Source organism: Stenotrophomonas sp. NPDC047960, assembly GCF_043204395.1.
Classification (GTDB): domain Bacteria; phylum Pseudomonadota; class Gammaproteobacteria; order Xanthomonadales; family Xanthomonadaceae; genus Stenotrophomonas.
In genome coordinates, this window is the sequence record NZ_JBIDBX010000001.1 from 836,762 (window position 1) to 863,644 (window position 26,883).

Consider the following 26,883-nt stretch of genomic DNA (forward strand, 5'->3'; position numbering starts at 1 on the left):
TGCGCGGCGGTCGATCTGTGAACTAGACTGCCTGCGGACAATCATCTGTGAACTGGATTCATCCAATGCCGGCGCCCGACATCAACCGTTCCGGCCAGCTGGAGATTTTCGTGCGGGTGATCGAGGCCGGCAGCTTTTCGGCGGCGGCCCGCGCGCTGGACATGACGCCTTCGGCGGTCAGCAAGCTGGTGGCGCGGCTGGAACAACGGCTGGGCACGCGCCTGTTGCAGCGCTCCACCCGCCAGTTGCAGCTGACCCCGGAGGGCTGCGCCTTCTACGAGCGTGGCCTGCGCGTGCTGGCCGACCTGGACGAAGCCGAACGCTGCGCCAGCGACCACGCCGAGCCGCGGGGACGGCTGAGGGTGAACAGCAACGTGCCATTTGCCCATCACTTCCTGCTGCCGCTGCTGCCGGCCTTCCTGGATCGGCACCCGCAGGTGGGGGTGGATCTGGTGGTGACCGATGAGGTAATCGACCTGCTCGAGCAGCGCACCGATGTGGCGGTACGGGCCGGCCCCCTGAAGAGCTCCAGCCTGGTTGCGCGGCGGCTGGGCAGTACCCGGATGATGATCGTGGCGGCGCCTGCGTACGCGGCACGGCACGGCTTGCCGGGCAATGCGGCGGCGCTGCTGGCGCACAACCGGCTGGATATCGGTCACCCACGTGCGCAGACCGGCTGGCCATTGCGCGAACAGGGGCAGGTACAGAGGGTGCCGACCGGCGGCAACGCACGTGCCAGCGATGGCGAGGCGTTGCGGCGGCTGGTGCTGGGCGGCGCAGGTATCGCGCGGCTGGCAGCGTTCCAGGTGCAGGCCGATATCGCCGCCGGCCGGCTGCTGCCGGTGCTGGAGCAGGCCAACCCCGGTGATCTGGAAGACGTCCACGCCGTGTTCGTGGGGCAGGGGGGGTATCTGCCCTTGCGGGTGCGTGCGTTGCTGGATTTCCTGGTGGAACACGTAGATCTGCGCAGACCGCTGATCTGACGGTGGGTACCCACCGTTGGTGGGTACGGCCTTCAGGTTTCCTGCAGGAGTTTCCGCGCCGCCGCGCGGGCTTCCCTGCTCACCTCCACCCCGCCGAGCATGCGCGCCAGCTCTTCTTCGCGGGCCTTGGCATCCAGCTTTTCCACCGCGCTCTGGGTCATGCCCTCCACCGGTGCCTTGCTGACCCGATAATGGGCGTGGCCCTTGGAGGCGACCTGCGGCAGGTGGGTGACGCACAACACTTGCCGCTTCTCGCCCAGCGCACGCAGCTTCTGGCCGACGATATCGGCCACCGCGCCGCCGATGCCGGAATCGACTTCGTCGAACACCATGGTCGGTACCGCATCCAGGTCCAGTGCGGCTACTTCAATGGCCAGCGAAATGCGCGAGAGTTCGCCGCCAGAGGCTACCTTGCGCAGGGCGCGCGGCGGCTGGCCGGCGTTGGCCGCCACCAGGAATTCAACGCGTTCGGCGCCGTTCGGGTCCGGTCTGGCGGCCGCGTGCGGCTCGATCTCGATCAGGAACTGGCCGCCTCCCATGCCCAGCTCGCCGATCAGCGTAGTGGTGGTTTCCGACAGCGCCTTGGCCGCAGTGGCACGGCTGGCGCTGAGCGTGGCGGCCACCGCCTGCCACTGTGCGGCCGCGCGGTCGATCTCGCCGGCCAGCGCCTGCAGGCGCGCATCGGCACCGCGCAGCTGCTCCACCTCGGCTTCCATCGCATCGCGGTGGTCACCCAGGCCTTCCATCGGCACGCGGTGCTTGCGCGCCAGGTCGTGCAGTCGGCCCAGACGGCGTTCGATGTCCTCGAACTGCTCCGGGTCGGCATCCAGATCGTCGTGGACCCGGTCGAGCAGGGCGAGCGCTTCATGCAGCTGGATGATCGCGCTGTCCAGCAGCGCGTCCACCTCACCGAGGCGGGCGTCGTGTTCGGCCACGCGGGTCAGGTCGTGCCGGGTCTGCTGCAGCAGCTGCAGCACCGACACCTCATCGTCGCCATTAAGGCGGGCCGCCGCCACGTCGCAGGCGCTGAGCAACGCGCCGGCGTGGGCCTGCCGGCGGTGGCTGCTGCCCAGTGCGGCAATCGAAGCCGGCTCCAGGTCTTCCCGCTGCAGCTCACCCAGCTGGTGTTCCAGGAAGCCGATGCGATCGCTGACATCGCCCTGCCGCGACAGCGACTCCGCTTCGTCCACCAGTGCCTGCCAACGCGCAGCCGCCTGACGGACCTGGCCGCGCTCGGCCTCGTTGCGGGCGAATGCGTCGAGCAACGCCAGCTGCGACGGCCGCGCCAGCAGCGCCTGCTGTTCGTGCTGCCCGTGGATCTCGACCAGCATGCCGGCCAGTTCGGTGAGCTGGGACAGGGTCACCGGGCGCCCATTGATCCAGGCGCGCGAGCCGCCATCGGCGCGGATGATCCGTCGCAGCTGGCACTGGTCCTCGTCATCCAGCTCGTTGTCGCGCAGCCATTGCCGGGCCGGGGCCTCTTCACCGGGCGCGAACTCGGCCGACAGTTCGGCACGCGCCGCGCCGTGGCGGACCACGCCGCTGTCGGCGCGCAGCCCGGACAGGAAGCCCAGGGCGTCGACCATCAGCGACTTGCCTGCGCCGGTCTCGCCGGAAACCACGGTCATGCCTGCGCCGAACTCCAGTTCGGTGGCGCGGACAACGGCAAAATCCTTGATCGATAGATGTCTGAGCATGGTATTGGGTTCTTGAGCCGCGCAACGCTAGCATGGGTGGGGCAGGCAGTGTTCCTGCCATTATCCAACGTCGCGTCTCACAGGTTGATTCCATGCACCCCTCCGCGCCCCATCTCGCGCCGCGCACCCGCCACCTGCTGCGGACGCTGATCGCGCGCCACATCCAGGACGGTGAACCGGTTGGCTCGCAGACCCTGGCGCGGTTGGCCGGGCTGGATGTCAGCCCGGCCACCATCCGCAACATCCTGGGCGATCTGGAAGACCTGGGCCTGCTCAGCTCAGCGCATGTCTCGGCCGGGCGGGTGCCCACCGCGCACGGCTACCGGGTCTTCGTCGACAGCCTGGTGAAGATGCAGCCGCCCGGCGAAAACGAGCTCAACCGCCTGCGCAGCGAGCTGTCCAGCGGTGCGGGCACCCAGGCCCTGCTTGGCAGTGCCTCTGAGCTGCTCTCGGCAATGAGCCATTTCGTCGGCGTGGTGGGCGCGCCGCGGCGCGAGCAGTTCGCCTTCCGCCACATCGATTTCGTGGCGCTGGATGCGCGCCGGGTGCTGGCCATCCTGGTGTTCGCCGACAACGAGGTGCAGAACCGGGTGATCGAACCCAGGCGCAGTTGGGAGCCGGCCGAGCTGGAGAAGGTGGCCAACTACCTCAACGCACACTGCGCTGGGCGCCCGCTGGCCGAGATCCGCGCCACCCTGCTGGTCGAACTGCGCCAGGCGCGCACGGAGATGGAGCAGCTGCTGGCGCATAGCGTGGAACTGGCCGAACAGGCGATGGCGCCGCCGGCCGATGACATGGTGCTGGCCGGGCAGACCCGGTTGATGGGGGTGCAGGACCTGTCCGACCTGGACCGCCTGCGCGAACTGTTCGACCTGTTCGCCAGCAAGCGCGAGATCCTGCAGTTGCTGGAGCGCACCATCCAGGCCCCCGGGGTGCGCATCTTCATCGGCGAGGAAACCGGGGTGATGCCGCTGGAGAACGTCTCGCTGGTCACCGCCCCGTACTCGGCCGGTGGCCAGGTGCTGGGGGTGCTGGGGGTGATCGGGCCGAAACGGATGGCCTACGACCGCATGATTCCACTGGTGGAAGCCACCGCCCAGGTACTCGGCGCGGCGTTGGATGCCCCGGCCGGTGCCGGATTGTCCCGTAATCGCACCTGAAGCCGCCCTGGCTCTTGAATCGGGTCCAGCCGCCCACATAGGGGTGGGTGGAGGCGGAGAGTCACCGCCAAGGATCCGGAAATGAACCAAGATCAGCCTGATATCGCATCCCAGACCCCGGCCGGCGACGCCGCTGCGGGGGATACCCTGCAGCAGCAGCTGGAGAGCCTGCACAACGAACTGGCCCTGCTCCGGTCCGAGTCGCTGCGTGAGCGCGCCGACCTGGACAACCAGCGCAAGCGGGTGGCCCGCGACGTCGAACAGGCACGCCGCTTCGCCAACGAAAAGCTGCTGGGCGAGCTGCTGCCGGTGTTCGACAGCCTGGACGCCGGGCTCAACGCCGCCGGCGCCGAGCCCAGCCCGCTGCGCGAAGGCCTTGAGCTGACCTACAAGCAGCTGCTCAAGGTGGCGGCCGACAACGGCCTGACCCTGCTCGACCCCACCGGCCAGACCTTCAACCCGGAACACCACCAGGCCATCAGCCAGACCGATGCGCCTGGCGCGGCGCCGGGCAGCGTGGTCCAGGTGTTCCAGAAGGGCTACCTGCTCAATGACCGCCTGCTGCGGCCGGCGCTGGTCGTGGTCGCCCGGGACTGACCTGAACGCGTTCGGCTGCCATCGGACACAGCGTTTGATGGGTGGCTTGAAAGTGTCGGAAGCGTCCCACACATCCCATTCATAACCCGGCAGCTGCCGGATGTTCCCAAATATTTCAGGAGTCTCCCCATGGGCAAGATCATTGGTATCGACCTCGGCACCACCAACTCGTGTGTGGCGATCATGGACGGCGGCAAGGCCCGCGTCATTGAAAACGCGGAAGGTGATCGCACCACGCCGTCCATCGTCGCCTACACCAAGGATGGCGAAGTGCTGGTGGGTGCCTCGGCCAAGCGCCAGGCGGTCACCAACCCGAAGAACACCTTCTACGCCGTCAAGCGCCTGATCGGCCGCAAGTTCACCGACGCTGAAGTCCAGAAGGACATCGCGCACGTGCCTTACGGCATCCTGGCCCACGACAATGGCGATGCCTGGGTGCAGACCAGCGATGCCAGGAAGATGGCGCCGCAGGAAATCTCCGCGCGCGTGCTTGAGAAGATGAAGAAGACGGCCGAAGCGTTCCTGGGCGAGACCGTCACCGAAGCGGTCATCACCGTGCCGGCCTACTTCAACGACAGCCAGCGCCAGGCGACCAAGGACGCCGGCCGCATCGCGGGCCTGGAAGTCAAGCGCATCATCAACGAGCCGACCGCTGCTGCCCTGGCCTATGGCCTGGACAAGGGTGATGGCAAGGACCGCAAGATCGTCGTGTACGACCTCGGCGGCGGCACCTTCGACGTGTCGATCATCGAAATCGCCAACGTTGACGGTGAAAAGCAGTTCGAAGTGCTGGCCACCAACGGCGACACCTTCCTGGGCGGCGAAGACTTCGACAACCGCGTCATCGAATACCTGGTGGACGAGTTCAACAAGGACCAGGGCATCGACCTGCGCAAGGATCCGCTCGCCCTGCAGCGCCTGAAGGATGCTGCCGAGCGCGCCAAGATCGAACTGTCGAGCAGCCAGCAGACCGAAGTGAACCTGCCGTACGTGACCGCCGATGCCTCCGGTCCGAAGCACCTCAACATCAAGCTGACCCGCGCCAAGCTGGAAGCGCTGGTCGAAGACCTGATCAAGAAGTCGATCGAGCCGTGCCGCATCGCGCTGAACGATGCAGGCCTGCGTTCGAGCGACATCAGCGAAGTGATCCTGGTCGGCGGCCAGACCCGCATGCCGAAGGTGCAGCAGGCGGTGACCGAGTTCTTCGGCAAGGAACCGCGCAAGGACGTCAACCCGGACGAAGCCGTGGCACTGGGTGCGGCGATCCAGGGCGGCGTGCTGGGCGGCGACGTCAAGGACGTGCTGCTGCTGGACGTGACCCCGCTGTCGCTGGGCATCGAAACCATGGGCGGTGTGTTCACCAAGATCATCGAGAAGAACACCACCATCCCGACCAAGGCCTCGCAGGTGTTCTCCACCGCCGAGGACAACCAGTCGGCCGTGACCGTGCACGTGCTGCAGGGTGAGCGCGAACAGGCCCGCTACAACAAGTCGCTGGCCAAGTTCGACCTCTCCGGCATCGAGCCGGCCCCGCGCGGCCTGCCGCAGGTGGAAGTGTCCTTCGACATCGATGCCAACGGCATCCTGCACGTGTCGGCCAAGGACAAGAAGACCAACAAGGAACAGAAGGTCGAGATCAAGGCCGGTTCGGGTCTGTCCGAGGACGAGATCGCACGCATGGTCGCCGACGCGGAAGCCAACCGCGAAGAAGACAAGAAGTTCCATGAGCTGGTCCAGGCGCGCAACCAGGCTGACGCACTGATCCACGGTACCCGTACCGCGATCAACGAACACGGCAGCAAGGTCGGTGGCGATGTCATCGGTAAGGTCGAGTCGGCGCTGGCTGACCTGGAAACGGCGATGAAGGGTGATGACAAGGCCCAGATCGAGGCCAAGTCGAAGGTGCTGGAAGAAGCAGGCCAGTCGCTGTTCGCTGCCTCGGCCGCGGCCGAGCAGGGCGGCGCCCCGGGCGGCGATGCCGGTGCCGGGACCAGTGGCGCGGCGCACGACGACGTGGTCGATGCCGAGTTCACCGAAGTAAAGGACGACAAGAAGTCCTGATCCGGACACGACACGGGGCGTTGCGCAGGCAGCGTCCCGTTGTCACTTCCAGTGGGTCCTGACCGCCGTTCCCCGGTGTGCCGGGGCGCCCGACGAAAGAGCGGACCTGGTTCCGCTCTTCCGCTTTGACGAATCCCGACTTCCGGAAACAGATTTTCACCATGAGCAAGCGCGATTATTACGAAGTGTTGGGCGTGTCCCGCACTGCGACCGAAGACGAACTCAAGAAGGCCTATCGCCGCTGCGCGATGAAGCACCACCCCGACCGCAACCCCGGCGACAGTGCCGCCGAAGCGGCGTTCAAGGAATGCAAGGAAGCCTACGAAACCCTGTCCGATGCCAACAAGCGCCGCATGTACGATGCGCATGGGCACGCAGCCTTCGAGCACGGCATGGGCGGCGGTGGCGGCCCGGGTGGCCCGGACATGGGCGATATCTTCGGCGATATCTTCGGCAACATTTTCGGCGGTGCCGGCGGGGGGCCGCGGCAGGCACGGCGCGGTGCCGACATCGGCTACGTGATGGAGCTGGACCTGGAAGAAGCGGTGCGTGGCATCGAGCGCCGCATCGAGATCCCGACCCTGGCAGAGTGCGACGACTGCCACGGCAGCGGTTCGGATGATGGCAAGGTGGAAACCTGCAGCGTGTGCCGTGGGCAGGGCCAGGTGCGCATCCAGCGTGGCATCTTCGCCATGCAGCAGGCCTGCCACAACTGCAACGGCCGCGGCCAGATCATCCAGAATCCCTGCAAGACCTGCCACGGCAATGGCCGCGTGGAAGAAGACAAGGTGTTGTCGGTCAAGGTGCCTGCGGGGGTCGACACCGGCGACCGCATCCGTCTGGCGGGCGAGGGTGAGGCCGGTCCGGCCGGCACGCCGCCGGGCGACCTGTACGTGGAAGTGCGGGTGCGCGAGCACGCCATCTTCCAGCGCGATGGCGACGACCTGCACTGCGAGGTGCCGATCCGCATCTCGCAGGCTGCGCTGGGCGATACCGTGCGCGTGGCTACCCTGGGCGGCTATGCGGAAATCCGCATTCCGGCCGAGACCCAGACCGGCAAGCTGTTCCGCCTGCGTGGCAAGGGCGTGCGTTCGGTGCGCAGCCGCAGCGAAGGCGACCTGTACTGCCGCGTGGTGGTCGAAACGCCGGTCAACCTGACCACCGAGCAGCGCAAACTGCTGGAGCAGTTTGAGACCACCTTCACCGGCGAAGAAGCGCGCAAGCATTCGCCCAAGTCGGCGACCTTCATCGATGGCGTGAAGGGCTTCTGGGATCGCATGACCTCGTAAGCGGTTGGTTCCATCGGTAACGAAAAGGCCGGGCACGTCCCGGCTTTTTCGTGGCTGCGATTCAGCGGGCAGGTACCGACGGTTGGTCGGTACGCTCTAAAATGGGCCATGAACGATACCCTCGAAAGCCATCTGGTCCATGGGCGCCGCCAGCGCCCGGACGGTCCGTCGCCGGTCGACGTCATTTCGGTGCAGTCGCAGCTGGTCTACGGCCATGCCGGCAACAGTGCGGCCGTTCCGCCACTGCGTGCGCTGGGCGTGCGTGTCGCCGAAGTGCCCACCACGCTGCTGAGCAACGCGCCGTTCTATCCCACCACGCGTGGCCGCGTGCTGCCGGCCGACTGGTTCTCCGACCTGTTGCAGGGCGCCAACGAACGCGGCCTGCCGGCACGGGCGAAGATGCTGGTGTCCGGCTATTTCGGCAGCGTCGGCAACGGCGCGGCCTTTGCCGACTGGCTGGATGCGGTGCTGCCGGCGTCGCCGCAGCTGCGCTACTGCCTGGACCCGGTCATTGGCGATACCCACACCGGCCCGTACGTGGAACCCGGGCTGGAAACCATCTTCGCCGAGCGTCTGCTGCCGCATGCCTGGCTGGTCACCCCGAACGCGTTCGAGCTGGGCAGGCTGACCGGCATGCCCAGCCTGGCCGAAGTCGATGCCATCGCCGCGTCGAAGGCGCTGCTGTCTCGTGGTCCTGAATGGGTGCTGGCGCACAGCGTGGGCGGTGATCCGGGCGAGCTGGTCACGCTGGCGGTCAGCCGCGATGCGATCTGGCGCTGGTCCTCGCCGCACCTGCCGGTGGACGTGGCCGGTACCGGCGATGTGCTGATGTCGCTGCTGGTCGCGTTCCTGCTGCGCGGCGAGCGCTTCGAGCAGGCATTGTCGCGCTCGATCTCCGGCGTACATGCCGCGCTGGAGGCCACCCTGGCCAATGACCACGAAGAATTCGACGTGCTGGCCGCCGCACCGGCCGCGCTGGCGCAGCCGCACCGCTTCCGCGCCGAGCGGCTGGCGTGACGCTGCGCCCGGTAGTCGGCATCGTCGGCAGCGCCGGCGCCTACGGGTGCTGGCTGCGGACGTTCCTGGAGCAGCGCCTTGGGCTGGAGGTGATCGGCCATGATCCGGCCGATCCGCAGTCGAACGATCCCGAAACACTGCTGGAGCGTGCGGACGTGCTGGTGTTCTCCGCGCCGATCCGGCACACGCCCACCCTGATTGCCGATTACGTGAGGCGTTCGGCCGGCCGCGAAGCCGGTCGCCTGTGGCTGGACGTGACCTCGGTAAAGAGCGAGCCGGTGGCTGCGATGCTGGCCTCGCAGGCCGAGGTGGTCGGGCTGCACCCGATGACCGCACCGCCCAAGGCGCCCACGCTGAAGGGCAGGGTGATGGTGGTGTGCGAAGCGCGGCTGGCGCATTGGCAGCGATGGGTAGGCGAGCTGTGCGCAGCGCTCGAAGCCGAGTGCGTGCGCGCCACGCCCGAGCACCACGACCAGGTGATGGCGCTGGTGCAGGCCATGGTGCACGCCACCCACCTGGCCCAGGCGGGGGTGCTGCGCGAATACGCGCCGCTGCTGGGGCCGCTGGCGGAACTGATGCCGTACCGGTCGGCCTCGTTCGAACTGGATACCGCGATCATCGCGCGGATCCTGTCGCTCAATCCGGCCATCTACGAGGACATCCAGTTCGGCAACCCGCATGTGGGGCCGATGCTGGACCGGCTGCTGGGCCAACTGCAGGCCCTGCGTGGGCAAGTGGAGCAGGGCGATGATGCCGCACGCGCCGCCTTCCGCGCGCAGCTGCTCCAGGACAACCGTGAGCACCAGGGCAAGGCGCTGCTGCGGGCAGGCAACTACACCTTCGAACGCGTGGGCTACCTGCTGGCCGATCTTACCGAGCGCAATGCGATCAGCGTGCACCTGCCGGAAGATCGCCCCGGTTCGCTGCGCGAATTGCTGCACGTGTTCGAGCGGCATGGGGTCAGCCTGGCCTCCATCCACTCTTCGCGCACCCCCGCGGGTGAAGTGCATTTCCGGATGGGTTTCGTGGCCGGCAGCGATCTGGATGCGCTGCAGCGCGCGGCAGTGGAGATCGACGCCACTGGCCTGGGCAGGGTGCTGCCGCGCTGACAGCGTGTCGCATTCATCCACAGGGGGTGTGGATGACATGCGGACAAGCATGTGGATAACCGCGTGCAGCCCCCGTGGGGCAACGCTGTCAAGATGGGTGGTGATTTATTGGCCAGTGTTGGCCAAAGGCGCACGACCAACGGTCGTGCGCCACCCAGGTAGGTGCCGACCGCTGGTCGGTACGCCCTACACGGTCAGCGTGAGCTCGCCACCACTGGTGCGGAATTCACGCCCGTCACGCACCAGATGGCGGCCATCGGCCAGTTCGTAACGGACATGCGGGTCGGCGGCGGTTTCGCCCGACTCAGGCTTGAATTCCACGATCACGTATTCTTCGCCATTGGTGTCCCTGGCCGGAAACTGACGGAATGACATCAAACACCTCCTGCAGCAGGTTGATGGGGCGCCGCCACCATGCAACCTCTCGCGTTATCGGTACGTCATCAATCGATGAACTGCAGCTTGGCCAGTTCAGCGTACAGTCCACCTTCGGCCAGCAGCTCGGTGTGGGTGCCCTGCGCGACGATCCGCCCGTGGTCCATCACCACGATGCGGTCGGCCTTGAGCACCGTGGCCAGCCGGTGCGCGATCACCAGCGTGGTGCGGCCGGCCATCAGGCGCTCCAGCGCCTGCTGCACCGCACGCTCGCTCTGTGCGTCCAGCGCACTGGTGGCCTCGTCCAGAAGCAGGATCGGCGCGTCCTTGAGCAGCGCACGCGCGATCGCGATGCGCTGCTGCTGGCCGCCAGACAGGCGCGCACCGCGCTCGCCCAGCTCGCTCAGGTAGCCGTCGGGCAGCGCCTGCAGGAACTCATCGGCTTCGGCAGCCGCCGCGGCACGCTGCACGTCCTCGTTGCTGGCTTCCAGTCGTCCATAGCGGATGTTCTCCAACGCGCTGCTGGCAAACAGCGTGGGCTGCTGCGGGACCAGTGCCATCTGCGCGCGCAGCTGCGCCGGATCGACCCGGCGCACGTCCACGCCATCCACCAGCACGGTGCCAGCGGCAGGATCATGGAAGCGCAGCAGCATCGACAGCACCGTGCTCTTGCCGGCGCCGGAAGGCCCGACCAGCGCCACGGTTTCACCCGGGCGCACATGCAGGTCGAAGTGGGCCAGTGCCGCGGTGTCGGGCCGCTGCGGGTAGTGGAAGACCACGTCCTGGAAACGGATCTCGCCACGCAGTGGGTCTGGCAGCGGCAGCGGGTCGCTCGGTGCGGTGATTTCAATGTCCTCCTGCAGCAGCTCGGCAATGCGGCCCATGCCGCCGGACGCTCGCTGCAGTTCGTTCCACACTTCCGCCAGTGCACCGACCGAGCCGCCGCCAATCAGCGCGTACAGCACGAACTGGCCCAGGGTGCCGGCGGTCATCCGGCCATCGTTGACGTCATGCGCACCCAGCCACAGCACGCCCACGATGGCACCAAACACCAGCACGATGGCGGTGGCCGTCACCAATGACTGCGCGCCGATGCGGCGCCGCGCGGCGCGGATCGATTCGGCCAGTGCTTGGTTGAAGCGGTTGCGCTCATACGGCTCGCGCGCGTGCGCCTGCACCGTGCGCACCGCGCCCAGCGTTTCGGCCGCCAGGCTGTTGGCATCGGCGATGCGGTCCTGGCTGGCGCGTGAAATGCCGCGCACGCGCCGCGCCCCGATCACGATCGGCAGCACCGCCAGCGGAATGCCGACCAGCGACCACGCGGCCAGGCGCGGGCTGGTCACGAACAGCATCACCAGGCTGCCCACCACCGTGACGCTGCTGCGCAGGGCCACCGACATGGTGGAACCGATCACGCTGCGCAGCAGCTCGCTGTCGGCGGTCAGCCGCGATACCAGCTCGCCGCTGCGGCTGCGGTCATGGAAGCCGGCGCCCAAGGAGATCAGGTGGGCGTACAGGCGGCTGCGCAGGTCGGCCACCACCTTTTCGCCCAGCAGCGAAACGAAGAAGAAGCGCGCCGCCGTCGCCAGCCCCAGCACCACCGCCACCAGCAACAGCAGGGCGAACGCACGGTTGATCTGCCCGTTGCCGCCGAACCCGTTGTCGATCATCAGCTTCACCGCCGGGGGCAGGCTCAGCGTGGCGGTCGAGGAGACGGCAAGGGCCACGAGCCAGGCCGAGAACAGCCCCACGTGCCGGCGCACGAACGGCCACAGCGTGCCCAGGCTGCCAAGGCGGCGCAGCGCCGGTTCCGGTGCGGAAGAGGGTTCAGTCATGGACAAGGCCTGGTTCGGTGCGCGAATGCACGCGGATACGATCACGGGTGGCGTCGCGCAGGCGGGTTTTCAACGGGGCGGCCTGATCGGCGGGAAGGCGGACGTGCAGTTCCACGCCCGAGGCGGTGAAGGTTTCGTCCCGTTTTTCGGCGTGGTGCGCCGCCAATGCGGCATGCAACGCGCCGAGGTCCTCGAATGCCGCCTGCACGGTCAGCTCGGCCAGCGCCACCAGCGGCAGCCGGGGCGCGGTGCGCAGGCACTCGGCGGCGGTGCCGCCATACGCCCGTACCAGCCCGCCCGCGCCGAGCTTGATGCCACCATACCAGCGGATCACCACCACCATCACGCGGTCGAAGCCCTGGCCGTCGATGGCGGCCAGGATCGGGCGACCGGCCGTGCCGGCCGGTTCACCGTCGTCGCTGGAGCGGTATTCGTTATCGTGCCGGTACGCCCAGCAGTTGTGCGTGGCATCGGGCACCGCCACCTGCTGCAGGAAGGCCAGTGCGTCCTCTGCCGACCCGATCGGCGCGGCATGCGCGACGAAACGGCTGTGTTTGATTTCCAGGCTGTGGCTGACGGCGGTGGCGAGTGTATCGGGCATCCCCGCCATTCTAGTGGGGGTCGAGCAACTCGCGCAGATCCTGCGGAATGCGGGCTTCCGGGTAATGCTGCAGATAGCGTTCCAGGCTGGCACGCGCGGTATCCACATCGCCGTCGTCGCGGCGCTCGCGGATGCGCTTGATCCATTGCCGGCGCGGCAGCGCGGCGTCGGCGTCCACGGCCACGGCGATGGCGTTGGCCGACAGCGCGCCGTAGGCCGACGTTGCGGCGGGGGCGGGTGCAGCACGCCGCATCACACCTGGTGCGCCCTTGGCCTGCGTACGTTCGCGTGATTCGTTGATGCGGCTGCCGGTCACCACCACACTGTCGAGTTCGGGGGCTTGATCAGCCTGGATCCTGGCCTCGGGCGGGCTGGGCGCTGCCATCGGCGCCGCCATGGGCGCCGGCGCCACCGGCGCCTCGGCCCGAAGGGCACCCGATGGTGCCGGCGGCAAGGGGGGCGGCGCGGGCTTCGGCGCTGGCGCGGCGCGCGCGCCCTGGGGTTTCGCCGCGGCAGCGGGCGTTGCGGGCTCCGCGCGCGCTGGCGCGACGGTTTCGGTGGTCGCTGCCGCCGAAACCGCGGCCTCTGCGGCGGCCGGCGCCGGGACTTCGGCCGCCGCCTCCGCAGCCGCCGATACCGGCGCGGCCGGCGGGGGTGCCTCGGGCTTCAGCTGCCAGGCGATGCCGACCGCGAACACCAGCGATGCGGCCAGGCCGAACACGGCGGGCAGGCGTGATCGCCGGCGGTGCGTGCCGTGCACCGGGGCGGCGCCCGCCGGGGGGACATCAGCGGCGGCGCCGGGGCGGATTGCGGCGCGGGCGGCGGCCAGCACCGCCTCGTCCACGGCCGCAGGCGGCGCAGCCGGCGCGGCGCGACCGAGCAGGCGGGCCAGCTCGCGTTCTTCCGGCGTCAGGGCATCAGGGCGGTTCATGGGCTCAACTCCGCGCGCAGCTTGTCCATCGCGTAGCGCAGCCGCGACTTGACCGTTTCACGGCCCACGCCGGTGATCTGCGCGATCTCCTCCAGGCTCAGTTCCTGCTCCAGCCGCAGCTGCAGCACCGTACGCTGGTCATCGGGCAGCTGTTCCATCGCCAGCTGCAGGCGGCGGCGCTGCTCGAAATCAGACAGCTGGCTCTCCGGGGTGCGGGTGTCGCTCATCCGCGCCACGCGCTCGTCGGCATCGCCGGGCGCCGTCGGCCGGTGGCGTGACGCCCGCCAATGATCATTGAGCCGATTATGGGCAATGCGGAACAGCCAGGTGGTGAAGGCCGCTTCAGGCTGCCAGCCTGTGCGTGCGGCGATCACCCGCTGCCATACGTCCTGGAACATCTCGTCGGCCAGCGCCGCATCGCGCAGCTGCCGCAGCAGGAAGCTGTACAGGCGGTTGCGGTGGCGGGCATACAGGGCCTCGAATGCACGCAGGTCGCCGCCGGCCCAGGCCAGCATCAGCGATTCGTCGGTTGGCAGGGCGGCGGCATCCACGGCGCACAGAGTAAGCGCTGAATGGGCCTGCGCATAGCGGCGCGGAACGGGAGCAGCAGCTGAAATCACAGGGCAGACCCAGCGGGAGACACAGCGAACAACGGCCAAGGGCGGGCAATGGGGTCAAGGGCTTCCATTGCCCCCCCGGGGGCGCGTTATGCTCCCGATACAGGGGAGGTGCCGGTTCTCCGGCGCCAGAAGAGATGAACATGTTGTCCAGCCAGGCAGTGACGACCTCGGGACATCCGGACCGTGGCGCGGTGGTGTCCCCCGCGCTTGCGCGGATGCTGTGCGCGTTGCTGCCCGAGGGGGCGCAGCTTGCACTGGGCTGGTCCGACGCCGCGCTGGGCGAAGGCTGTATCACCCATCCGCGCTCGACGCAGCCAGAGCAGGCGTTGCTGGAAGCGCTGCTGGGCCCGCCGGCATCGCCCGGGTCCTGCGCACGGTACCGCTGGCAGCACCAGGGCGGCGACCTGGTGATCCAGGTGGTGCTGGCCGATCGGACATCGCCCCATGACGCCTGGTGGGCAGCGGCGCGTAGCAGCCTGCAGGACGCGCTGGCGCTGGCCCGGCAGCGTGAACAGATCCGTTCGCTGGAGAATTCCAAGCGCCTGCAGCAGGCACTTTACGAAATCGCAGACCTGGCCGGCGCGGATCTGGAAATGACCGAGATGCTGCGGCACTTCCATCGCGTGCTCAACTCACTGATGTACGCACAGAACTGCTACATCGTCGAGTATGACGACGTGCGCCGGCGGATCCGCTTTCTGTACTTCGCCGATCAGCGCGACAGCTTCGTCGCCGATCCCGATCGCAGCTATGACGAACACGAGATGCCACGCAGCCTGACCTTTGCGCTGCTGCGCCATGGGCAGCCGTTGAGCGGGCCATCCAACGAACTGCTGGCGGCGATGAGCGACGAATACGACCCCAGCCGCGGGCCGGAGAGCCTGGACTGGCTCGGCGTGCCGATGCTGCGCGAGGGCAGGGTCTGTGGGGCGATCGTGGTGCAGAGCTACGAACACCGCGTGCGTTACAACGAAGCCGATCGCACCCTGCTGGGCTACGTGGCCCAGCATATCCTCACCGCGATGGACCGGCGCCAGGCGCAGGTGCAGCTGGAACGCCAAGTGGAGCGGCGCACGCTGGAGCTGCAGCGCGCCAACCACAGCCTGCAGGACGAGGTGATCGAACGCCGTCGAGCCGAAAAGCTGCAGCTGGCACTGTTCAACATCGCCGAGATGGCGATGAGCGCCGAAAGCCTGGCGCAGTTCTACGTGCAGGTGCATGGGGTGGTGGGCACGCTGCTGGATGCGCGCAATTTCTACATCGCCCTGGTCGATGAATCCGGCCAGGGGCTGGAATTCGTGTACTCGGTGGACGAGTACAACGCGGCGCGGGCGCCACGACCGTTCAGCAAGGGCCTCACCGAATACATCGTGCGCAACCGGCAGCCCCTGCTGGCCTCGCGCGAGCAGATCGATGCGCTGCGTGCCTCGGGCAGCGTGAACGAGTTCGGCGCGCGTTCGCACTGCTGGCTGGGGGTGCCACTGCTGAGCGATGACGATGTGGTGGGCGTGATCGTGGTGCAGAGCTATTCACCGGAGATCAGTTTCACCGCGCACGACCAGCGCCTGCTCACGTTCGTTGCGCAGAACATCGGCAACGGTCTGGCCCGCCAGCGCGACCAGGAGCGCCTGCGCAACGCGCACGCCGAGCTGGAAAAGCGGGTGGAGGAGCGCACCCGCGAACTGGCCGAAGTCAATGGCAAGCTGCTGGGCCAGATCGGCGAGCGCCTGCGCGCCGAACAGCGGCTCACCCACCAGGCGCTGCATGACGCGCTGACCGGGTTGCCCAATCGCGCGCACCTGCTGGACCGCCTCGAAGACGCCATCGCCCGCGCGCGTTCGCGCGACGGCCTGCGCTTTGCTGTGCTGTTCCTGGACCTGGATCGCTTCAAACTGGTCAACGACAGCATCGGCCACGCGGCCGGCGACCAGATGCTGGTGGAGGTGGCCAAACGCATCGTCTCGATGGTGGGTGGCGATGATGTGGTCGCCCGGCTGGGCGGCGATGAGTTCGCGATCCTGCTCGAATGCGAGCAGGGGCTGGCATCGGCGCGCGAGTTTTCCCAGCGTATGCTGGTAGCGCTTGAAGAATCGATGTGGGTGCAGGGCCGCGAGCTGTTCCCGTCGGGCAGTCTTGGCATCGCGATGTGGAGCCCGCGTTACCGCAATGGCGAGGAAATGGTGCGTGACGCGGACGCGGCGATGTACCGGGCCAAGGCCCAGGGCAAAGACCGCTGCGCGGTGTTCGACGAGGCCATGCGCGAAGAAGCGCTGCGCAGCCTGGACCTGGAAGCGGACCTGCGCCGGGCGATCAACAACCGCGATTTCCTGCCGTACTACCAGCCGATCGTTCGCCTGGCCGACGGCCAGGTGGTGGGCTACGAAGCACTGCTGCGCTGGCGCCATGAACGCCGCGGGTTGCTGCTGCCGAGTGCGTTCCTGGACCTGGGCGAAGAAAGCGGGCTGATCGAGCAGGTCGATTGGCTGTTGTACGAGGACGTGATCGGCCAGCTTGCGCGCGGCGGCGAGGGCTATCTTTCGGTGAACGTGTCGCCGCGCCATTTCCGCTCGGCCGATTTCAGCGCGCGCCTGTTCGGCCTGATCGAAGCGGCCGGCGCCGACCCGCGGCGGCTGCGCCTGGAGATCACTGAAGTGGCACTGCTCGACGACGGCCCGCGCACGCTGCGGATCCTGCAGACGCTGCGCGAACGGGGTGTGCTGGTACAGCTGGACGACTTCGGTACCGGCTTTTCGGCGCTGTCCTACCTGCACCGCTTCCCGATATCCACGCTCAAGATCGACCAGAGTTTCATTGCCGGCCTGCATGGCCAGGACCTGCAGAGCACCCATGCGCTCGTGCAGGGCGTGCTCTCGCTGGCGCGCACGCTGGGTATCGAAACGGTGGGCGAGGGCATTGAGAACATGGCCCAGCGCCAGACGCTGCTGCAGCTGGGCTGTGACTACGGCCAGGGCTACCTGCTCGGTCGCCCCGCGCCGATGGACACCTTCGTCACTGGCTGATCAGCGCGGTGCGGCGCTTTTCGTCGATCCACTTCGAGGCCTGGGCCGGCTCATAGGCGCGCATCCAGTCCAGCATGGCGTCGATATCCGAGCCGTACCACAGGTCCGCGCGCTGGTCCGGGTGCAGGAAGCGCTCCTCGACCATGCGGTCGATCATCCCGATCAGGGGCGCGTAGAAGCCGTCCACGTCAAGGAATGCGCACGGCTTGTTGCCGATGCCGAGCTGGCGCCAGGTCAGCATCTCGAAGATTTCTTCCATGGTGCCGAAACCGCCGGGCAGTGCCACGAACGCGTCGGAGAGCTCGAACATGCGCGACTTGCGCTCATGCATGGAACCCACGATTTCCAGTTCGGTCAGGCCGCGGTGGGCCACTTCCCAGTCCGCCAGCTGCTGCGGAATCACCCCGGTCACTTCACCGCCGCCGGCCAGCACGGCATTGGCCACCGTGCCCATCAGGCCGACGTTGCCGCCGCCGTAGACCAGGCGCAGGCCGTCGCGGGCGATGCGATCACCCAGAGCGATGGCACGTTCGGTGTAGATGGGCTTGCTGCCGGCGTTGGAGCCGCAGTAGACGCAGATCGACTTCATGGGAGGTTCCCGCTGGAAACCTCCCATTCTCGCATGGCTGTCAGGCGGCCCGCGATTGTTCCCGGCGCGGGCCTTCCTTGAGGGCCCGGCCGACCAGGCTTACGAGCAGGTCCAGTTCTTCGCTGTCCATGCCGAAATGCGGGGTGAACCGGAGTGAGTTTTCGCCGCCATGGATCACGTTGATGCCATGGTTGCGCAGCCATTCCTCGGTGGAATGGGCGCCGTAGCACTTGAACTGCGGGGCCAGTTCGCAGGAGAACAGCAGGCCGGTACCCTGCACCTTGGTGATCAGCCCGCCCAGCTCGCCCTTGAGCTGTTCCAGCTTGCGTACGGCCTCTTCACCGCGCTGGCGGATGTTGTCGCGCACCTGCGGGGTCAGCAGCGACAGCGTGGCGCAGGCCACGTCCAGTGCCCGCGGGTTGCTGGTCATGGTGTTGCCGTAAATGCCCTTGCGGTACAGCTGCGCGGCATGTTCGGTCACGGCCAGCACCGACAGCGGGAACTGCGCGGCGTTCAGGGCCTTGGAATAGGTCTCCATGTCCGGCACGTCCAGGCCTTCGAAGCCGGGGTAGTCCACGATCGACAGCACGCCATGCGCGCGCAGGCCGGCCTGGATCGAGTCCAGCAGCAGCAGGCTGCCATGCTGGCGGGTCAGTTCGCGGGCCAGCGCATAGAAGGACGGCGGCACCGCGCGGCCGGGGTCGCCTTCGCCCATCACCGGTTCCAGGAAGATCGCCTCGATGAACCAGTGGTTCTGCTCGGCCTCGGCGAAGACCCGCTTCAGGGCCTCCTCGTCATAGGGCGCGATGGCGATCACGGTGTCCTCCCCGCGATAGCTTGCCAGGTGCTGAAGGTAGGTCTTCCGGCTGGAATCCGAGTACAGGCCGGGACGATCAGTGCGGCCGTGGAAGCTGCCCTTCACCACCACCCGCTTGATCTTCGCGCCAGCGTGACGGGCACCCGGATCGGTCTGCAGCTTCGCGTTGACATCGGCGATGCGCGCGGCCAGCCCGACGGCCTCCGAACCGGAATTCAGGCACATGAACCTTGCATACGGGCAGCCGCCCCGTCGGTGCCCGATCTCGGCGCGCAATGCGTTGATGAAGCGCTGCTGCGACAGGCTCGGCGTCATCACGTTGGCCATGACCTGGGGGGCCGACATGGCCTCCAGAACGGCGTCAGGGGTGTGCCCGAAGCCGAGCATGCCGTAGCCGCCGGCGTCGTACAGCACGGCGCCCTTCAGGGTTACCACCCAGGCACCGCGGGCGGCGAGGGCGACGTACGGGGTCACCGCATCGTCGGCGTAGAAATTGACGAAGCCGTCCTGCATCGCATCGATCTGGGCCCGCTCATCGAGGGCCAGCACATCGGCCAGGTCGGCGCGGACGCGCTCGAATTCCACGGCTGCAGCCTCCACGGCCGCCACCAGCTGCGGGTGGCCGGCCGCCAGGCGTTCAAGAGTGGCGTCATCCAGGCCGGCGGTGAGGCGGGTGCCGGGTTGGGCGCGAAGAGGGGCGAGGCGTTCGATGAAGCTCATTGCAGATCTCCTGAAACGATTGGCGGCATGGCGCAAATGCAAAGCGCGCGACCGGGGGCGCGCGCCTGGGGCACTGCGGCTCATGCATCAGACTTCCGGTTTGATGCTATCACGCGGTTTTTCGCGCGATAACCCCGCCGAAAACTGTTGCAAAGCAGCATTTTGCGCGACGTTCAACACTTCTCGCGTTGCCACCGGGGGCCAGTCGTACAATGCGCGGCATTGCCTACACGTTGCCGTGCGCTCCCTTGAAGAAGTCCGACTTCCACTACGACCTTCCCGCCGAACTTATCGCCCAGGCCCCGCTCGCGGAGCGCTCGGCCAGTCGCCTGATGGTGGTGCCGCAGCCCCCGGCCGCGTTCGAACACCGCCAGGTGCGTGATCTGCCGGCGCTGCTGCAGCCGGGCGACCTGCTGGTATTCAACGATACCCGGGTGATTCCGGCGCGCCTGTTCGGCCAGAAGGCCAGCGGCGGCCGCGTGGAAATCCTGATCGAACGCCTGCTTGGCGGGCAGCAGGCCCGGGTGCAGGCAGGTGCCAGCAAATCGCCGAAGCCGGGCAGCCGCATCGCGCTCGACGCCGGCGGCGAAGCCGAGGTACTGGGGCGGGATGGCGAGTTCTATGTCCTGCATTTCCACGTGCCCGAACCGCTGGAACAATGGCTGCTGCACGCCGGCCGACTGCCGCTGCCGCCCTACATCCAGCGGGAGCCGGGGCTGGACGACCGCGAGCGCTACCAGACCGTATTCGCCCGCGAGGTGGGCGCGGTGGCCGCACCGACCGCCGGCCTGCATTTCGACGAGGGCCTGCTGGCCGCGTTGACCGCGCAGGGGGTGAACTTCGGCCACGTCACCCTGCACGTGGGCGCCGGCACCTTCCAGCCGGTCCGTGCCGACGACCTGAAGGACCACGTGATGCACCGTGAGTGGCTCAACGTGGGCCCGGAGCTGGTGCAGCAGGTGCGCCGCACCCGTGCGGCCGGCGGGCGCGTGATCGGGGTGGGCACCACCGTGGTGCGCGCACTGGAAAGCGCCATGCGGGACGGCGAGTTGCTGCCGTATGCCGGTGAAACCCAGATCTTCATCACCCCGGGCTACCGGATCCGCAGCGTGGACGCGATGGTGACCAACTTCCACCTTCCCGAAAGCACGCTGCTGATGATGATTTCCGCCTTCGCCGGGCAGGCGCGGGTGTTCGAGGCCTACCGCGCCGCGATCGAGGAAAAATACCGTTTCTTCAGCTATGGCGACGCCATGTTGTTGTTCCCGCAGGGGGATTGAGCGCGTCGGCGGCGGTTTTCGGCGATAATCGGCAATTATTTGCCCGAATGCCCGCTCCATGTCCCGACTCCAGTTCCAGCTCCAGACCACCGACGGGCGCGCCCGCCGTGGCCGCCTGACCTTCCCGCGCGGGACGGTGGAAACCCCGGCATTCATGCCGGTGGGTACCTATGGGTCGGTCAAGGGCATCCTGCCGGAGCAGATCCGCGCCCTGGGCGCCGAGATCATCCTGGGCAACACCTTCCACCTGTACCTGCGCCCGGGCCTGGACGTGATCGCCGACCATGGCGGCCTGCACGGCTTCGCGCGCTGGGACGGGCCGATCCTGACCGATTCCGGTGGTTTCCAGGTGTTTTCGCTGGCCCACCGGCGCAAGATCACCGAACAGGGCGTCACCTTCGCCTCGCCGACCGATGGTGCCCGGGTGTTCCTGGGCCCGGAAGAGAGCATGAAGATCCAGAAGGTGCTCGACTCGGACATCGTGATGATCTTCGACGAGTGCACCCCGTACCCGGCCACCGAGCCGGTGGCGCGCACCTCGATGGAGCTGAGCCTGCGCTGGGCCCAGCGCAGCCGCAACGCGCACGACGCACTGGGCAATGACGCCGCGCTGTTCGGCATTGTCCAGGGCGGGGTCCACCACGACCTGCGCAGCCGCTCGGCCGAAGGCCTGCAGCAGATCGGCTTCGACGGCTATGCCATCGGCGGCCTGGCCGTGGGCGAGCCCGAGCACGAGCGCAACGCGATGCTCGACCACATGCACCCGATCCTGCCGGCCGACCGCCCGCGCTACCTGATGGGCGTGGGCCGGCCGGAAGACCTGGTCGAAGGCGTCGCCCGTGGCGTGGACATGTTCGACTGCGTGATGCCGACCCGCAACGCGCGCAACGGCCACTATTTCACCTCGTTCGGCACCGTGCGCATCCGCAACGCCCGCTATGAACGCGACATGGACACCATCGAGCCGGGCTGCGGCTGCCACGCCTGCACCAGCGGCTACACCCGCTCGTACCTGCGCCACCTGGACCGCTGCAATGAAATGCTGGCGCCGATGCTGGGCACCCTCCACAACCTGTATTACTACGAGAAGCTGATGGCCGACATGCGCGCGGCCATCGCGGCGGGAACCTTCGAGGCCTTCCGCGAGTCCTTCTATGCGGCCCGGGGCATGGCCACGCCGCCGCTGTAAGCGGTCGGCCCGACCCCGATCCGGCGCGCAGACCCTGCCAAACGGCCCAAGGACGAAGTCCCGGGGCCGTGGCATACTTCGCGGCTGACCCCTGTTTCGCGGCGACTCCCGACCCCATGAGGGTAGGGCGCCTCCCAACCCAAGGACACACCATGAACCTGATCGCCTTCCTGATTCCCGCCGCCCACGCCCAAGCCGCTGGTGGCCAGCCGCAGGGCATGGGCCTGACCACGCTGCTGTTCCCGATCATCCTGATCGCGATCATGTACTTCCTGATGATCCGCCCGCAGATGAAGCGCCAGAAGGAACACAAGGCGATGCTGGAGAAGATCAAGATCGGTGACGAAGTGCTGACCAACGGCGGCATCGCCGGCACCGTCAAGGCCATCGGCGACAACTTCGTCACCATCGAAGTTTCCGACAACGTGAACATCCGCGTGCAGAAGGGCGCCGTGGGCAACGTGCTGCCGACCGGCACCCTGAAGTCGGCCAACTAAGCCACTCCCTTTCCGAAGCACAACCGCGGCGCCGGGACTGGCGCCGCGCAGGAACCTGGCAATGCTTGAATTTCCACGCTGGAAGTACGTCGTCATCCTGATCGTACTGGCGCTCAGCGCGCTGTACGCGCTGCCCAACATCTACCAGAAGGACCCCGCCGTCCAGATCACCGCCAACCGTGGCGGCCAGGTCGATGACGCCCTTCGCACCCGCGTGCTGGCCGACCTGAAACAGGCCGGGATCAACACCATCGGCGCCGAGAAGGAAGGCGAGAGCCTGATCGTGCGCCTGCCGGACCTGCAGACGCAGGCCGCGGCCAGCGCCAGGCTGCGCGACAGCGTGGGCGAGAACTACACGGTGGCGCTGAACCTGGCCTCGACCGTGCCGGACTGGCTGCAGCGCCTGGGCGGCCGCCCGATGGTGCTGGGCCTGGACCTGCAGGGTGGCGTGCACTTCGTGCTGCAGGTGGACCAGAAGGCGGCCATCGACAAGCGCATGGATGCCTACGCCGAAGACGTGCGCGGCACGCTGCGCGAAGCGCGCGTTCCGTTCCAGTCGGTGGAGCGTCGTCCGGACAATTCGATCGTCGCCACGCTGAGCCCGTCGACCGACGATGCCGCCGCCGAGCGCGCCCGCCTGGCACTGGCCAAGGCGCAGCCCACGCTGGGCTATGACGTCTCGGGCAAGCGCATCACCGTGACCGTGCCGGAGGCCGAGCTGAGCCAGATCACCAACGGTGCGATCGAGCAGAACATCAACACGCTGCGCAACCGCGTCAACCAGCTGGGCGTGGCCGAACCGATCATCCAGCGCCAGGGTGCCGACCGCGTGGTCGTGCAGCTGCCGGGCGTGCAGGACACCGCCGAAGCCAAGCGCATGATCGGCGCGACCGCAACGCTGGAATACCGCGCGGTGGTCGATGGCAACGCGCAGGACGCCATCGACACCGGCCGCATTCCGCCGGAAGCCAAGGTCTACAAGCGTCGCGACAGCGGCGTCCCGATCCTGCTGAACAAGCGCGTGATCGTCACCGGTGACCAGATGGTGGCCGCGCAGGCAGTTACGGACCCGACCACCGGTACGCCGTCGGTCAGCGTGACGCTCAACAGCGTGGGCGGCCAGCGTATGTTCGACTTCACCAGTGCCAACGTGAACAAGCCGATGGCGGTGGTGTACACCGAGCGCGTGCCGACGGTGACCATGGTGGATGGCAAGGAAGTGCGCAGCTTCCGGGTCAACGAGGAAGTGATCTCGGTGGCCAACATCAACGGCGTGTTCGGCAAGAACTTCCAGACCACCGGCCTGGAGAAGAAGGAATCGGAAGAACTCGCCAAGCTGCTGAAGTCCGGCTCGCTGGCCGCGCCGATGGACTTCGTGGAAGAGCGCGTGGTCGGCCCGAGCCTGGGTGCGGAGAACGTGGAGCGCGGCATTACCGCAGTGGTCTACGCCTTCATGTTCACCCTGGTCTTCTTCACCATCTACTACCGCATGTTCGGCCTGATCACCTCGGTGGCGATGCTGTTCAACCTGCTGATCGTGGTGGCGGTGATGTCGCTGTTCGGTGCCACCATGACCCTGCCGGGCTTTGCCGGCCTGGCGTTGTCGGTGGGCCTGTCGGTCGACGCCAACGTGCTGATCAACGAGCGCATCCGCGAGGAACTGCGTGCGGGCATGCCGGGCAAGACCGCGATCGTGACCGGTTATGAACGCGCCAGCGGCACCATCCTCGACGCCAACCTGACTGGCCTGATCGTCGGTGTGGCGCTGTTCGCCTTCGGCACCGGTCCGCTGAAGGGCTTCGCCCTGACGATGATCATCGGTATCTTCGCCTCGATGTTCACCGCGATCACCGTATCGCGCGCACTTGCGACGCTGATCTACGGCCGTCGCAAGAAGCTCCAGAACGTGGCCATCTGACGGGACGACACGCACAATGAAACTGTTTCCGCTGCACATCCTCCCGAACGACACCAAGATCGACTTCATGCGGTGGCGCCATGTCGCCATGGCGGTCACGATCGCGTTGTTCCTGGCCTCGGTTGCCATCATCGGCATCAAGGGCTTCACCTTCGCACTCGACTTCACCGGCGGCACCCTGATCGAAGCGCGCTTCGATCGCCAGATGGACGTCGAGGAGGTCCGCTCGCGCCTGGAAGCCAATGGGTTCGAGGGCACCCAGGTGCAGAGCTTCGGTGGCAACACCGACGTGCTGATCCGCCTCGCCCCGCACGGCGAACATGCACCGGGTACCGGTGCGGCCAGCGCCGAAGACAAGGCCACCGGCGACGCGGTCCTCAAGGCGATCACCACCAGCGAGAATCCGGCCACGATCCTGCGCAACGAGTTCGTGGGCCCGCAGATCGGCAAGGACCTGGCGTTGAACGGTCTGTACGCGACGATCTTCATGCTGGCCGGCTTCCTGATCTACATCGGCTTCCGCTTCGAATGGAAGTTCGCGGTCACCGCGAGCATCGTGGCGTTGTTCGATCTGCTGGTGACGCTGGCCTACATGTCGCTGATGGGCCGCGAGTTCGACCTGAACCTGCTGGCCGGCCTGTTGTCGGTGATGGGCTTTGCGATCAACGACATCATCGTGGTGTTCGACCGTGTCCGCGAAAACTTCCGCAGCCTGCGTGCCGACCCGCTGGAAGTGCTGAACCGCTCGATCAACCAGACGCTGTCACGTACAGTGATCACTGCGGTGATGTTCTTCCTGTCGGCACTCGCCCTGTACATGTACGGCGGCGCCTCGCTGGAAGGCCTGGCCGAGACCCACATGGTGGGTGCGGTGATCGTAGTGCTGTCCTCGATCCTGGTGGCCGTGCCGATGCTGACCATCGGCTTCCTGCGCGTGAGCAAGCAGGACCTGCTGCCCAAGGCCAAGGACGTCGAAGCCCTGGAACGCCGTCCTTGATGGGCGTGCCGGGCAGAGCCCCGGCTCTACGCCAGCGAAGACGCCGCGCGCTGCGCGGCGTTTTCGTTTCCACCGTACCGGGGCGTCGGTTGTGCTGTCTGGCCGTGCGCACTACGATTCCCGGGTTGCGTGCGGCCGTTCCCGAGGCCCACCGTTTCCTCGAGGTCATCATGGTCATCAAACCGCGTGTGCGCGGCTTCATCTGCGTCACCACCCATCCGGTCGGCTGCGACGCCGCCGTCAAGCAGCAGATCGATTACATCCAGGCCCAGCCCAAGGTGCCGAACGGTCCCAAGCGGGTGCTGGTGCTGGGTGCCTCCACCGGTTACGGCCTGGCCGCGCGCATTACCGCGGCGTTCGGCAGTGGTGCTGCCACGCTGGGTGTGTTCTTCGAACGCCCGGGCACCGAAACCAAGCCGGGCACGGCAGGCTGGTACAACTCGGCCGCGTTCCAGAAGTACGCCGAACAGGCGGGCCTGTACGCGCGCAGCGTGAACGGCGATGCATTCTCGGACGAGGTCAAGGCCAAGGTCATCGAGCTCATCAGGCAGGACCTGGGCCAGGTCGACCAGGTGGTGTACAGCCTGGCCGCGCCGCGCCGCAAGCACCCCAAGACCGGCGAAGTGATCAGCTCCACGCTCAAGCCGATCGGCGCGCCGATCACGCTGCGCGGGCTGGATACCGACAAGGAAGTGATCACCGAAACCACGATCGAGCCGGCCACGCCGGAAGAGATCGCCGGCACGGTAGCGGTGATGGGTGGCGAAGACTGGCAGATGTGGATCGACGCGCTGCTGGAAGCCGGTGTGCTGGCCGACGGCGCCACCACCACGGCCTTCACCTACGTGGGCGAGGAAATCACCCAGGCGATCTACTGGAACGGTTCGATCGGTGCGGCCAAGAAGGACCTGGATGCGAAGGTGGTGGACATCCGCGGGAAGCTGGAGACCATCAAAGGCGACGCGCGCGTCTCGGTGCTCAAGGCGGTGGTGACCCAGGCCAGTTCGGCCATTCCGACCATGCCGCTGTATCTGTCGCTGCTGTTCAAGGTGATGAAGGAGCGCGGTACGCACGAGGGCTGCATCGAGCAGCTCGATACGCTGTACGACATCATCTACGGTGGCAAGGAAAGCGGCACGGCGGTAGAACGCCTGCGCCACCAGCTGCTGGCCGATGGCCGCACGGTGGAGCTGGTCGACGAAGCCGGCCGCCTGCGTGCGGACTACAAGGAGATGGTCCCGGACGTGCAGGCCGAAGTGATGGCGCTGTGGCCGCAGGTCACCAACGAGAACCTGTACGAGATCACCGACCTGGCCGGCTACAAGGCCGACTTCCTGCGCCTGTTCGGGTTCGGCGTGGACGGCGTGGATTACGAAGCGGACGTCGCTACCGATGTGGCCATTCCGAACCTGGTTGATCTGACCTGAGTTCGGTCTTCTGAAAAGCTGAAAAGCGAAATGCCGCCTGGTCTGGGCGGCATTTTTGTTTGTGCTTCCCGTGTAGAGCAGCGTCTGTGTTCCCGCGAGTGGGTCGGCTGGCGGGCAGCCCCCTACGGGACACGCCGCAAGTACGTCCATGTAG

General features: G+C 67.2%; 22 protein-coding genes. 14 read left to right on the forward strand and 8 right to left on the reverse strand.

What is annotated here, in order from left to right; all coding sequences use genetic code 11:
• Positions 1–65: 65 nt before the first annotated feature.
• Positions 66–983 (forward strand): LysR family transcriptional regulator, encoded by a 918-nt coding sequence (locus ACGFZ3_RS04070; protein WP_392916714.1) that lies wholly within the window; start codon positions 66–68, stop codon positions 981–983.
• Between the two features lie 32 nt (positions 984–1,015).
• On the opposite strand, the gene recN is transcribed toward ACGFZ3_RS04070, so the two are convergent.
• A complete protein-coding gene (recN, locus tag ACGFZ3_RS04075) occupies positions 1,016–2,680 on the reverse strand; it encodes a DNA repair protein RecN (RefSeq protein ID WP_392916717.1) in 1,665 nt (554 codons plus the stop codon).
• A 92-nt stretch (positions 2,681–2,772) separates the two neighbouring features.
• Between recN and hrcA the strand changes: the two genes are divergently transcribed.
• From hrcA to ACGFZ3_RS04105, 6 genes are all read left to right on the forward strand, one after another.
• Positions 2,773–3,840 carry a heat-inducible transcriptional repressor HrcA gene (hrcA, locus tag ACGFZ3_RS04080; protein WP_392916720.1) on the forward strand — a complete coding sequence of 356 codons (1,068 nt, stop codon included), beginning with the start codon at positions 2,773–2,775 and terminating at the stop codon, positions 3,838–3,840.
• Positions 3,841–3,921: 81 nt separating this feature from the next.
• Positions 3,922–4,437, forward strand: a complete 516-nt coding sequence (gene grpE / locus ACGFZ3_RS04085; protein WP_392916722.1) for a nucleotide exchange factor GrpE — start codon at positions 3,922–3,924, stop codon at positions 4,435–4,437.
• 129 nt (positions 4,438–4,566) lie between these two features.
• The gene (gene dnaK, locus ACGFZ3_RS04090; protein WP_392916725.1) at positions 4,567–6,498 is read left to right on the forward strand and encodes a molecular chaperone DnaK; all 1,932 of its coding nucleotides are present in this window, start codon (positions 4,567–4,569) and stop codon (positions 6,496–6,498) included.
• Positions 6,499–6,659: 161 nt separating this feature from the next.
• On the forward strand, positions 6,660–7,787 hold the full coding sequence (dnaJ, locus tag ACGFZ3_RS04095; RefSeq protein WP_392916728.1) for a molecular chaperone DnaJ: 1,128 nt from the start codon (positions 6,660–6,662) through the stop codon (positions 7,785–7,787).
• 108 nt (positions 7,788–7,895) lie between these two features.
• The gene (pdxY, locus tag ACGFZ3_RS04100) at positions 7,896–8,804 is read left to right on the forward strand and encodes a pyridoxal kinase (RefSeq protein WP_392916731.1); all 909 of its coding nucleotides are present in this window, start codon (positions 7,896–7,898) and stop codon (positions 8,802–8,804) included.
• Positions 8,801–9,913 (forward strand): prephenate dehydrogenase, encoded by a 1,113-nt coding sequence (locus ACGFZ3_RS04105; protein ID WP_392916734.1) that lies wholly within the window; start codon positions 8,801–8,803, stop codon positions 9,911–9,913. Before pdxY ends, ACGFZ3_RS04105 begins: the two co-directional genes overlap by 4 nt.
• Before the next feature lie 186 nt (positions 9,914–10,099).
• On the opposite strand, the gene ACGFZ3_RS04110 is transcribed toward ACGFZ3_RS04105, so the two are convergent.
• The 5 genes from ACGFZ3_RS04110 to ACGFZ3_RS04130 form a co-directional block, all read right to left on the reverse strand.
• Complete coding sequence (locus ACGFZ3_RS04110) at positions 10,100–10,288, reverse strand: hypothetical protein (RefSeq protein WP_392916736.1); 189 nt, start codon at positions 10,286–10,288, stop codon at positions 10,100–10,102.
• A gap of 68 nt (positions 10,289–10,356) precedes the next feature.
• Complete coding sequence (locus ACGFZ3_RS04115) at positions 10,357–12,123, reverse strand: ABC transporter transmembrane domain-containing protein (protein WP_392916738.1); 1,767 nt, start codon at positions 12,121–12,123, stop codon at positions 10,357–10,359.
• Positions 12,116–12,724, reverse strand: a complete 609-nt coding sequence (locus tag ACGFZ3_RS04120) for an IMPACT family protein (protein WP_392916741.1) — start codon at positions 12,722–12,724, stop codon at positions 12,116–12,118. The genes ACGFZ3_RS04115 and ACGFZ3_RS04120 overlap by 8 nt, the downstream gene beginning before the upstream one ends.
• A gap of 10 nt (positions 12,725–12,734) precedes the next feature.
• A complete protein-coding gene (locus ACGFZ3_RS04125) occupies positions 12,735–13,655 on the reverse strand; it encodes a hypothetical protein (RefSeq protein ID WP_392916744.1) in 921 nt (306 codons plus the stop codon).
• Complete coding sequence (locus tag ACGFZ3_RS04130) at positions 13,652–14,206, reverse strand: RNA polymerase sigma factor (RefSeq protein WP_392916747.1); 555 nt, start codon at positions 14,204–14,206, stop codon at positions 13,652–13,654. The genes ACGFZ3_RS04125 and ACGFZ3_RS04130 overlap by 4 nt, the downstream gene beginning before the upstream one ends.
• Positions 14,207–14,409: 203 nt before the next feature.
• On the opposite strand from ACGFZ3_RS04130, the gene ACGFZ3_RS04135 reads away from it, so the two are divergent.
• On the forward strand, positions 14,410–17,295 hold the full coding sequence (locus tag ACGFZ3_RS04135) for an EAL domain-containing protein (protein ID WP_392916750.1): 2,886 nt from the start codon (positions 14,410–14,412) through the stop codon (positions 17,293–17,295).
• Here the strand turns inward: ACGFZ3_RS04135 and ACGFZ3_RS04140 are convergent.
• Together ACGFZ3_RS04140 and ACGFZ3_RS04145 are read right to left on the reverse strand one after the other, a co-directional pair.
• Positions 17,285–17,884 carry a TIGR00730 family Rossman fold protein gene (locus tag ACGFZ3_RS04140; RefSeq protein WP_392916753.1) on the reverse strand — a complete coding sequence of 200 codons (600 nt, stop codon included), beginning with the start codon at positions 17,882–17,884 and terminating at the stop codon, positions 17,285–17,287. The two genes, ACGFZ3_RS04135 and ACGFZ3_RS04140, sit on opposite strands and share 11 nt — an antisense overlap.
• A 40-nt stretch (positions 17,885–17,924) precedes the next feature.
• Positions 17,925–19,421 carry an aminotransferase class III-fold pyridoxal phosphate-dependent enzyme gene (locus tag ACGFZ3_RS04145; protein ID WP_392916756.1) on the reverse strand — a complete coding sequence of 499 codons (1,497 nt, stop codon included), beginning with the start codon at positions 19,419–19,421 and terminating at the stop codon, positions 17,925–17,927.
• Positions 19,422–19,633: 212 nt separating this feature from the next.
• On the opposite strand from ACGFZ3_RS04145, the gene queA reads away from it, so the two are divergent.
• The 6 genes from queA (at position 19,634) to fabV (ending at position 26,729) form a co-directional block, all read left to right on the forward strand.
• A complete protein-coding gene (gene queA / locus ACGFZ3_RS04150) occupies positions 19,634–20,701 on the forward strand; it encodes a tRNA preQ1(34) S-adenosylmethionine ribosyltransferase-isomerase QueA (RefSeq protein WP_392916759.1) in 1,068 nt (355 codons plus the stop codon).
• Between the two features lie 58 nt (positions 20,702–20,759).
• Positions 20,760–21,890, forward strand: coding sequence for a tRNA guanosine(34) transglycosylase Tgt (tgt, locus tag ACGFZ3_RS04155; RefSeq protein WP_392916761.1), 1,131 nt, complete (start codon positions 20,760–20,762; stop codon positions 21,888–21,890).
• Between the two features lie 152 nt (positions 21,891–22,042).
• Positions 22,043–22,387, forward strand: coding sequence for a preprotein translocase subunit YajC (gene yajC / locus ACGFZ3_RS04160; protein WP_068851197.1), 345 nt, complete (start codon positions 22,043–22,045; stop codon positions 22,385–22,387).
• 61 nt (positions 22,388–22,448) lie between these two features.
• Complete coding sequence (secD, locus tag ACGFZ3_RS04165) at positions 22,449–24,305, forward strand: protein translocase subunit SecD (protein ID WP_392916765.1); 1,857 nt, start codon at positions 22,449–22,451, stop codon at positions 24,303–24,305.
• A gap of 16 nt (positions 24,306–24,321) precedes the next feature.
• On the forward strand, positions 24,322–25,302 hold the full coding sequence (gene secF / locus ACGFZ3_RS04170; RefSeq protein ID WP_068851203.1) for a protein translocase subunit SecF: 981 nt from the start codon (positions 24,322–24,324) through the stop codon (positions 25,300–25,302).
• A gap of 170 nt (positions 25,303–25,472) precedes the next feature.
• The gene (fabV, locus tag ACGFZ3_RS04175; RefSeq protein WP_392917588.1) at positions 25,473–26,729 is read left to right on the forward strand and encodes an enoyl-ACP reductase FabV; all 1,257 of its coding nucleotides are present in this window, start codon (positions 25,473–25,475) and stop codon (positions 26,727–26,729) included.
• Positions 26,730–26,883 lie beyond the last annotated feature (154 nt).

Bases quoted from the DNA above. Each gene is read 5' to 3' on its own strand.
- ACGFZ3_RS04070 (WP_392916714.1), top strand. From the start codon at position 66: ATGCCGGCGCCCGACATCAACCGTTCCGGCCAGCTGGAGATTTTCGTG.
- recN (WP_392916717.1), bottom strand. From the start codon at position 2,680: ATGCTCAGACATCTATCGATCAAGGATTTTGCCGTTGTCCGCGCCACC.
- hrcA (WP_392916720.1), top strand. From the start codon at position 2,773: ATGCACCCCTCCGCGCCCCATCTCGCGCCGCGCACCCGCCACCTGCTG.
- grpE (WP_392916722.1), top strand. From the start codon at position 3,922: ATGAACCAAGATCAGCCTGATATCGCATCCCAGACCCCGGCCGGCGAC.
- dnaK (WP_392916725.1), top strand. From the start codon at position 4,567: ATGGGCAAGATCATTGGTATCGACCTCGGCACCACCAACTCGTGTGTG.
- dnaJ (WP_392916728.1), top strand. From the start codon at position 6,660: ATGAGCAAGCGCGATTATTACGAAGTGTTGGGCGTGTCCCGCACTGCG.
- pdxY (WP_392916731.1), top strand. From the start codon at position 7,896: ATGAACGATACCCTCGAAAGCCATCTGGTCCATGGGCGCCGCCAGCGC.
- ACGFZ3_RS04110 (WP_392916736.1), bottom strand. From the start codon at position 10,288: ATGTCATTCCGTCAGTTTCCGGCCAGGGACACCAATGGCGAAGAATAC.
- ACGFZ3_RS04115 (WP_392916738.1), bottom strand. From the start codon at position 12,123: ATGACTGAACCCTCTTCCGCACCGGAACCGGCGCTGCGCCGCCTTGGC.
- ACGFZ3_RS04120 (WP_392916741.1), bottom strand. From the start codon at position 12,724: ATGCCCGATACACTCGCCACCGCCGTCAGCCACAGCCTGGAAATCAAA.
- ACGFZ3_RS04125 (WP_392916744.1), bottom strand. From the start codon at position 13,655: ATGAACCGCCCTGATGCCCTGACGCCGGAAGAACGCGAGCTGGCCCGC.
- ACGFZ3_RS04135 (WP_392916750.1), top strand. From the start codon at position 14,410: ATGAACATGTTGTCCAGCCAGGCAGTGACGACCTCGGGACATCCGGAC.
- ACGFZ3_RS04140 (WP_392916753.1), bottom strand. From the start codon at position 17,884: ATGAAGTCGATCTGCGTCTACTGCGGCTCCAACGCCGGCAGCAAGCCC.
- ACGFZ3_RS04145 (WP_392916756.1), bottom strand. From the start codon at position 19,421: ATGAGCTTCATCGAACGCCTCGCCCCTCTTCGCGCCCAACCCGGCACC.
- queA (WP_392916759.1), top strand. From the start codon at position 19,634: ATGCGCGGCATTGCCTACACGTTGCCGTGCGCTCCCTTGAAGAAGTCC.
- tgt (WP_392916761.1), top strand. From the start codon at position 20,760: ATGTCCCGACTCCAGTTCCAGCTCCAGACCACCGACGGGCGCGCCCGC.
- yajC (WP_068851197.1), top strand. From the start codon at position 22,043: ATGAACCTGATCGCCTTCCTGATTCCCGCCGCCCACGCCCAAGCCGCT.
- secD (WP_392916765.1), top strand. From the start codon at position 22,449: ATGCTTGAATTTCCACGCTGGAAGTACGTCGTCATCCTGATCGTACTG.
- secF (WP_068851203.1), top strand. From the start codon at position 24,322: ATGAAACTGTTTCCGCTGCACATCCTCCCGAACGACACCAAGATCGAC.
- fabV (WP_392917588.1), top strand. From the start codon at position 25,473: ATGGTCATCAAACCGCGTGTGCGCGGCTTCATCTGCGTCACCACCCAT.